Annotated in this window: 7 protein-coding genes; 6 read left to right on the top strand and 1 reads right to left on the bottom strand. The window is 73.7% G+C overall.

Annotated elements, in window-relative coordinates; all coding sequences use genetic code 11:
* The first annotated feature begins 317 nt into the window (after positions 1–317).
* The 6 genes from KVT14_RS19650 to KVT14_RS19625 all read left to right on the top strand — a co-directional run bounded on the left by KVT14_RS19650 (position 318) and on the right by KVT14_RS19625 (position 5876).
* Positions 318–1085: a GntR family transcriptional regulator gene (locus tag KVT14_RS19650; RefSeq protein ID WP_217617205.1), complete on the top strand. Its 768-nt coding sequence runs from the start codon at positions 318–320 to the stop codon at positions 1083–1085.
* A gap of 26 nt (positions 1086–1111) precedes the next feature.
* Positions 1112–1837, top strand: coding sequence for a phosphonatase-like hydrolase (locus tag KVT14_RS19645; protein WP_217617204.1), 726 nt, complete (start codon positions 1112–1114; stop codon positions 1835–1837).
* A 55-nt stretch (positions 1838–1892) separates the two neighbouring features.
* Positions 1893–2726 carry a CPBP family intramembrane glutamic endopeptidase gene (locus KVT14_RS19640; protein WP_217617203.1) on the top strand — a complete coding sequence of 278 codons (834 nt, stop codon included), beginning with the start codon at positions 1893–1895 and terminating at the stop codon, positions 2724–2726.
* Positions 2726–3430: a TIGR00266 family protein gene (locus tag KVT14_RS19635; protein WP_217617202.1), complete on the top strand. Its 705-nt coding sequence runs from the start codon at positions 2726–2728 to the stop codon at positions 3428–3430. Before KVT14_RS19640 ends, KVT14_RS19635 begins: the two co-directional genes overlap by 1 nt.
* Before the next feature lie 121 nt (positions 3431–3551).
* Entirely contained in the window at positions 3552–4337 is a 786-nt protein-coding gene (locus KVT14_RS19630) for a CPBP family intramembrane glutamic endopeptidase (RefSeq protein ID WP_217617201.1), read from the top strand.
* A 90-nt stretch (positions 4338–4427) separates the two neighbouring features.
* On the top strand, positions 4428–5876 hold the full coding sequence (locus KVT14_RS19625; protein ID WP_217617200.1) for a basic amino acid/polyamine antiporter: 1449 nt from the start codon (positions 4428–4430) through the stop codon (positions 5874–5876).
* A gap of 13 nt (positions 5877–5889) precedes the next feature.
* Here the strand turns inward: KVT14_RS19625 and KVT14_RS19620 are convergent.
* On the bottom strand, positions 5890–6144 hold a 255-nt coding region (locus KVT14_RS19620; protein WP_306795868.1), incomplete at its 5' end, for an amino acid--tRNA ligase-related protein.

Below are 6144 nucleotides of genomic sequence, written 5' to 3'. Positions count from 1 at the left end.
CCGACCTGCGGGGTGAAGCAGCCGGGGCCGAAGCTGCGCACGGAGGCGGCGACGGCGCGGCCGTCGCGCTCGACGACGAGCACGGACAGGCCGCCGACCACGAGCAGGTCGACGGACGGGGGGAGCCCGGGGCGGGACGAGACGAGGTTCACGGCGACGACCCTGGGCGCCGCGATCGAACAAGCGCAAGGGTCGGAGGTCACTTGTCTGTACATGTTCGCTTGGTGTTCACCTGGCTCCACCTAGTCGTGCGATGTTCATCGCGTCGGACTGTCCAGGTCTGGTCGCTTCGGGACCTCACTTGTATGGTCAACACCATGTCCAGCCCGCTCCCCCTGCACCACAGCGTCTTCGTCGAGCTCCGCCGCCGGATCGTGTCCGGCACCTACCGCGTCGGGGACGCCCTGCCCTCGGAAGCGGCGCTGTGCGAGGAGTTCGGGGTGTCGCGCGGGACGATGCGGCACGCGCTCGCCACGCTGCGGACCGACGGGCTGATCGGCGGCGGCCAGGGCCGGCCCCCGGTCGTGCGCTCCCGGGCGGTGCCCCAGTCGTTCGACACCTTCCTGTCCTTCAGCCGCTGGGTGAGCGGGACCGGCCGGGTCCCCGGGCAGCGGACCGTCGAGGTCGCCCGCCGGGGCGTCACCGGCGCCGCGGCCGACGCGCTCGACCTGCCCGAGGGCACCCCCGTGGTCGAGCTGCTGCGGCTGCGGCTCATCGACGGCGAGCCGGCGATGGTCGAGCGCAGCACCTTCCTGGAGCCGGTCGGCCGGGTGCTGTTCGACTTCGACCCCGACTCCGGGTCCGTGTACGACCACCTCATCGCCAGCGGCGTGGACATCGCGTCGGCCCGGCACGTCATCGACGCCGTCGCGGCCGACCCCACCGACGCCGGGCTGCTCGAGGTGCCCGAGGGCACCCCGCTGCTGCGCGAGCGTCGGCACGCCAGCGACGCGGCCGGCGTGCTGTTCGAGTACGCCGAGGACCGCTACCTGCCGGACCTGGCCGCCTTCACCATCGTCAACACCCGGGACGGCTCGGCACCGGCGGTCCGCCGCCCGTCCGCGCTCGAGTCCCACCCGTCCTGACCCGCCCCCGTCTCGGAGGACCCCCCATGACCCGCACGTTCGACCTCGTCGCCCTCGACATGGCCGGCACCACCGTCGAGGAGCACGGCGCCGTCTACGAGGCGCTGCACCGCGCCGCCGCCGAGCACGGCAGCGCCGCCACGGCCGCCGACATCGAGACCTGGATGGGCGCCGAGAAGCGCGCCGCCCTCGACGCGCTGCTGCGCCTCGGCGAGACCGGCCCCCGGCCCGCCCCCGACGCCGCGACGGTCGACGCGGCGTTCGCCCGGTTCGGCGTGCTGCTCGCCGACGCCTACGCCACGCGGCCGCCGACCGCGATCCCCGGTGTCCCGGAGGCGTTCGCGACGCTGCGCCGACACGGCGTCAAGGTCGCGCTCACCACCGGGTTCACGCGCGACGTCGCGACCTCGATCCTCGATGTCCTCGGGTGGACCGTCGCCGCGTCCCCGGAGCAGCAGCTGTCCGAGGCCGTGACGCTCGATGCGCTCACCTGCGCCGACGAGGTGCCGCTCGGCCGGCCCGCGCCGCACATGGTCCACCGGTGCATGGAGCGCACCGGCGTGGTCGACGTCGCCCGGGTGCTCGTCGCCGGTGACACCGTGCGCGACCTGCAGTCGGGCCGCAACGCCGGAGCCGGCGCGGTGGTCGGCGTGCTCACCGGCAAGCTCGGCGCCGCCGGCCTCGGGCGCGAGCGGCACGACTACCTGCTCGACTCCGTCGCCGACCTGCCCGGCCTGCTGGACCTGGCCTGAACCCCGGACCCGGTTCGACCGGCGCGCGACCTGCGAATCTGGTGGGATGACGGCCATGACGGACCTCACGGGCGGGCTCCCCGCCGGTCACCCGCGCGTGCGCCACGGCGTGCTGGTCGGCCTCGGTGTCGTGGTCGCCTACGCCGCGCTGGTCGCGGTCGACGACGTCCTGCCCGGCGGCGGCGACGGTGACATCACCGACCCGACCCTGGCGTTCCTGCGCACCCACGTGCTGCCCCTCAGCATCATCGGCGCGCTGCTCGTGGGATTCGCCCGCTGGTCGGGGTGGTGGCGCGACGTCTGGCGCGAGCGCCCCGAGCAGCGGGTGCCGCGATGGTGGCTCGCGTTCCCCGTGCTGTACACGGTCACCGTCGCCGGCTCGTTCGTGACGGCCGACTGGTCCGCGGGCAGGACGTACCTGCTGGTGCTCCTGGTCGGCACCCTGCTGGTCGGCTTCACGGAGGAGCTGGCCCTGCGCGGCATCCTGCTCACCGGTGCGCGCGGATCGATGCCCGAGATCGCGGCACTGCTCCTGACGTGCGTCGTCTTCGGCGCCATGCACGCCCTCAACCTGCTGCACGGGGCGCCGGTCGGCCCGACGCTCGTGCAGATCGCCGGGACGGCCGGCTTCGGCGCGGTCTACTACGCGATCCGCCGCGCAACCACGTTCCTGTGGCCGGCCATGCTGCTGCACGCCCTCAACGACTTCGCGCGGTACGCCCAGCCCACAGGCCCCGACGGCGGCACCCCCGACCCGCCCGGCTGGGCGGTCGGCGCGAACATGGTCATCGGCGTCCTCGGGATCGCGATGCTGGTGTCGGTCCTCCGGGAGCGGCGCCGTGCCACCGCGGCGACCGCCGCGACCTCGACACGATCTGGAGGGCTCTGATGCGCAGCACGATCACCGGGACGACGATGCCGGTTCTCGAGCTCGCCCTCGACCCCGGCGAACGCGTGGTCGCCGAGGGAGGAGACGTCGCGTGGCTCACGCCGGGCTTCGCGATGGACACCTCGACGGCGCACGGCGGGGGCGGTGGCTTCCTGGCCGGGTTGAAGCGCGCGGTCGGCGGCGGCCAGCTGTTCCTGACCGAGTACACAGCGCCCCCGGCCGGTGGCGCCCTCACCTTCGCCGCCCGGCTGCCCGGCAGCATCCGGGAGCTGACGATCGACGCCGCGGACGCGTTCCTGGTCCAGTCGGGCTCGTACGTCGCCAGCACACCCGGGGTGGACGTCTCCGTCGGCTTCCAGAAGCGCCTCGGCGCCGGGATCTTCGGCGGCGCGGGCGTGGTGTTCCAGCAGCTCTCGGGCGCAGGGACCGCCTGGGTCCAGCTGGCGGGAGAGCTCACGGAGAGGGAGCTCGGTCCCGGTGAGACCCTGCTCGTCCACCCGGGTCACCTGGCCCTGTACCGCGCCGGCGTGGAGATCGAGTTCGCCACCGTGAAGGGCGTCCGGAACAAGATCTTCGGCGACTCGCTCTTCCTCGCCCAGGTGCGCGGTCCGGGCACCGTCTGGCTGCAGTCGATGACCCCGGCGACCCTCGCGGCCGCCATCCAGCCGTACCTGCCGAGGACGTCGTCCTCGGACGGCACCTGACCTCGCAGTGCCTGCGCGCCGCCACGTGCGCTGTGTCACACTCTGTCCCGTCTGCCCTGGTCACCGCACCAGGACCGGGCGGGGTCGCCACCACTGAGCCCACCTCGTTGAAGGAGCCGTCATGCGCGTTCACCCCCGGGCCTGGATCGGCCTGGCCGTCTGGGCCCTCTACCTCCTCGTCGTCGTGGCCATCCAGGCGGCCAGCGGCGTCCCCTACACCGACTTCGGCGACTCCGCGAGCAACCTCTGGCGCGGGGCGGTCATCTCGCTCGCCGTGGGGGCCGTGCTCGTGGCCGCGATCACGACATGGCTCGGCTGGTGGCAGCCGGCGCTGCGCGAGCGGCGCACCACCCGCGCGAAGTGGACGATCATCGCCCCGGCTCTCCTGCTCGTCGCGGTCGTCGGCAACCTCCTCGGGACCGACTGGGGCGAGGTCGGCGCGGACTTCGTCGTCGCGGGCCTCGCGCTCGGCGTCCTCGTGGGGTTCAACGAGGAGCTGACCAGCCGCGGTCTGCTGCTCACCGGGCTGCGTGGCAGCACCCGCGAGATCGCCGTGGCTCTCATCTCCAGCGCCCTGTTCGGGCTGATGCACGGGATCAACGTCTTCCTCGGGCAGTCGCTCACCGGCACGCTGCCGCAGATCGGCTCGGCGTTCCTGCAGGGGCTGTCCTTCTACATCCTGCGCCGGGTCACCGGGTCGCTGATCGGCGCCATGGCCCTGCACGGCGCCTGGGACTTCTCGGTGTTCACCCTCGACGCCACCGACGGCGCCAACCCCCTCGGCGCCCTGGTGTTCCTGGCCGGGTTGGTCGCGCTCGTGGGGGTCTGGTTCGCCGCGCGTGGGGCGGACGAGCGCCGGCCGGTGACCAGCGACGGTGCCGGCGCGGCTGCGTCGACGAGCGCCTGACGACCGGAGAGGGCTGACCATGGGGGGAGCCGCTCCACGCGGCGTGCGGACCTCGCCACGGCGGTCCGGTCGCCGCCAGGTCCGCCGCCGATGACCACCGACGTCCGCGAGGCGCCCGGCCACCAAGCCGTCGGTCACCCGCTGTCCCGCTGGACGCTGGCCGCCCTGACCGTCGGCACCATGGTCGGCGGCGGGGTGTTCTCCCTCCCCGGCGAGTTCGCGCGGTCCACGGGCGTCGTCGGTGCCGCGATCGCCTGGACGCTCGCGGGTGCCGGGATGCTGACCCTGGCAGTCGTCTTCCAGCAGCTCTCGGAGCGGCGGCCCGACCTGGGCGCCGGCGTCTACGCCTACGCCCGGGCCGGGTTCGGGCGGTACGCGGGCTTCCTGTCGATGATCGGGTACTGGGCCGTCGCGGTCCTCGGCAACGTCGTCTACTGGACGCTCGTCATGTCGACGATCGGCGAGTGGGTCCCGGCGTTCGAGGGCGGGAGCACGGTGGCTGCGGTCGCCGTGTCATCGGCCGGGCTCTGGTTCTTCCACGTCCTCATCGCGCGCGGCGTGCGCTCGGCCACGGCCGTGAACCGGGTGGTGACGGTCGCGAAGCTCGTGCCGCTGCTCGTGTTCGTGGTGATCGTCGGGATCGCGTTCGACCCCGCGGTGTTCGCCGGCAACCTGTTCTCGGACCTGCGCGGCGGGTCGGTCCCGGCGCAGCTGTCGGGGACGATCGCGGTGACGGTCTTCGTGTTCATCGGGGTCGAGGGCGCGAACACGTACTCGCGGTACGCGCGACGGCGCCGCGACGTGGGGTGGGCCACGATCACCGGCTTCCTGTCCGTCCTGGTGCTGTTCGTGCTCGTGGCGATGATCGGCTACGGCGTGCTGCCGATGGCGGCGATCGCCGAGCTCGACCAGCCGTCGGTGGCGGGCGTGCTCACGCACGTGGTCGGCGAGTGGGGCGCGGTGCTCGTCGCAGCAGGGCTCCTGGTCTCGGTCCTCGGCGCGTACCTGGCGTGGTCGCTCATGGCCGCCGAGGTCGTCGTCAACGCCGCCCGCGAGGGCGACATGCCGGCGTGGTTCGCCCGGGAGAACGCGCGCCGGGCCCCGGTGGGAGCGCTCGTGCTGACGAACGTCACGGTCCAGGTGTTCCTGCTCCTCGCGCTGCTCGCCGAGGACGCCTTCGACGCCGCGGTGTCGCTCACCACGTCGATGGTCCTCGTGCCGTACCTGCTCAGCGCGGGGTTCGCCGTCAAGCAGGCGCTGGCCGCGCGCCGTGAGGCCGGTCCGCGCTGGGCCGGCCTGCTCACCGTGTCGCTCCTGGCCGTGGCCTACACGGCGTTCCTCTTCTACGGCGCCGGCCCGCAGTACGTCCTCATGTCCGCCGTGATCTACGCGCCCGCGACGATCCTCTTCGTGATCGCGCGCCGAGCCCGGCGCGAGCGGGCGCTCGCGCCGGGTGAGGTCGCCGTCTGCGGCCTCGTGCTGGCGATGGCCGTGGCCGCGGTCGCCCTCCTCGCCACCGGCGTCATCGAGGTCGGCTGACCCGGCCCGGCGGTCAGCGCGCGGGCCTGCTCAGCGGGAACAGGATCGTGCCGCGGTTGCTGAGCCCCGTCAGGTTCATCACCAGGCGGTCGACCCCCAGCCCCATCCCCCCGGTGGGCGGGATCGCGTACTCGAGGGCCGCGTGGAAGTCCCCGTCGACCTGCATGGCCTCGGGGCCGCCCGCGGCGGCGAGCAGCGCCTGCGGGACGGGGCGGCGGCGCTGCTCCAGCGGGTCGTCGTGCTCGGGGTACCCGGTCCCCTGCTCGGC

It is taken from the genome of Cellulomonas sp. GbtcB1 (assembly GCF_019091725.1).
In the GTDB taxonomy this organism is placed as follows: domain Bacteria; phylum Actinomycetota; class Actinomycetes; order Actinomycetales; family Cellulomonadaceae; genus Cellulomonas.
The sequence above is the reverse complement of the archived record's forward strand: the minus strand, read 5'-3'. Positions and strand labels throughout refer to the sequence as shown.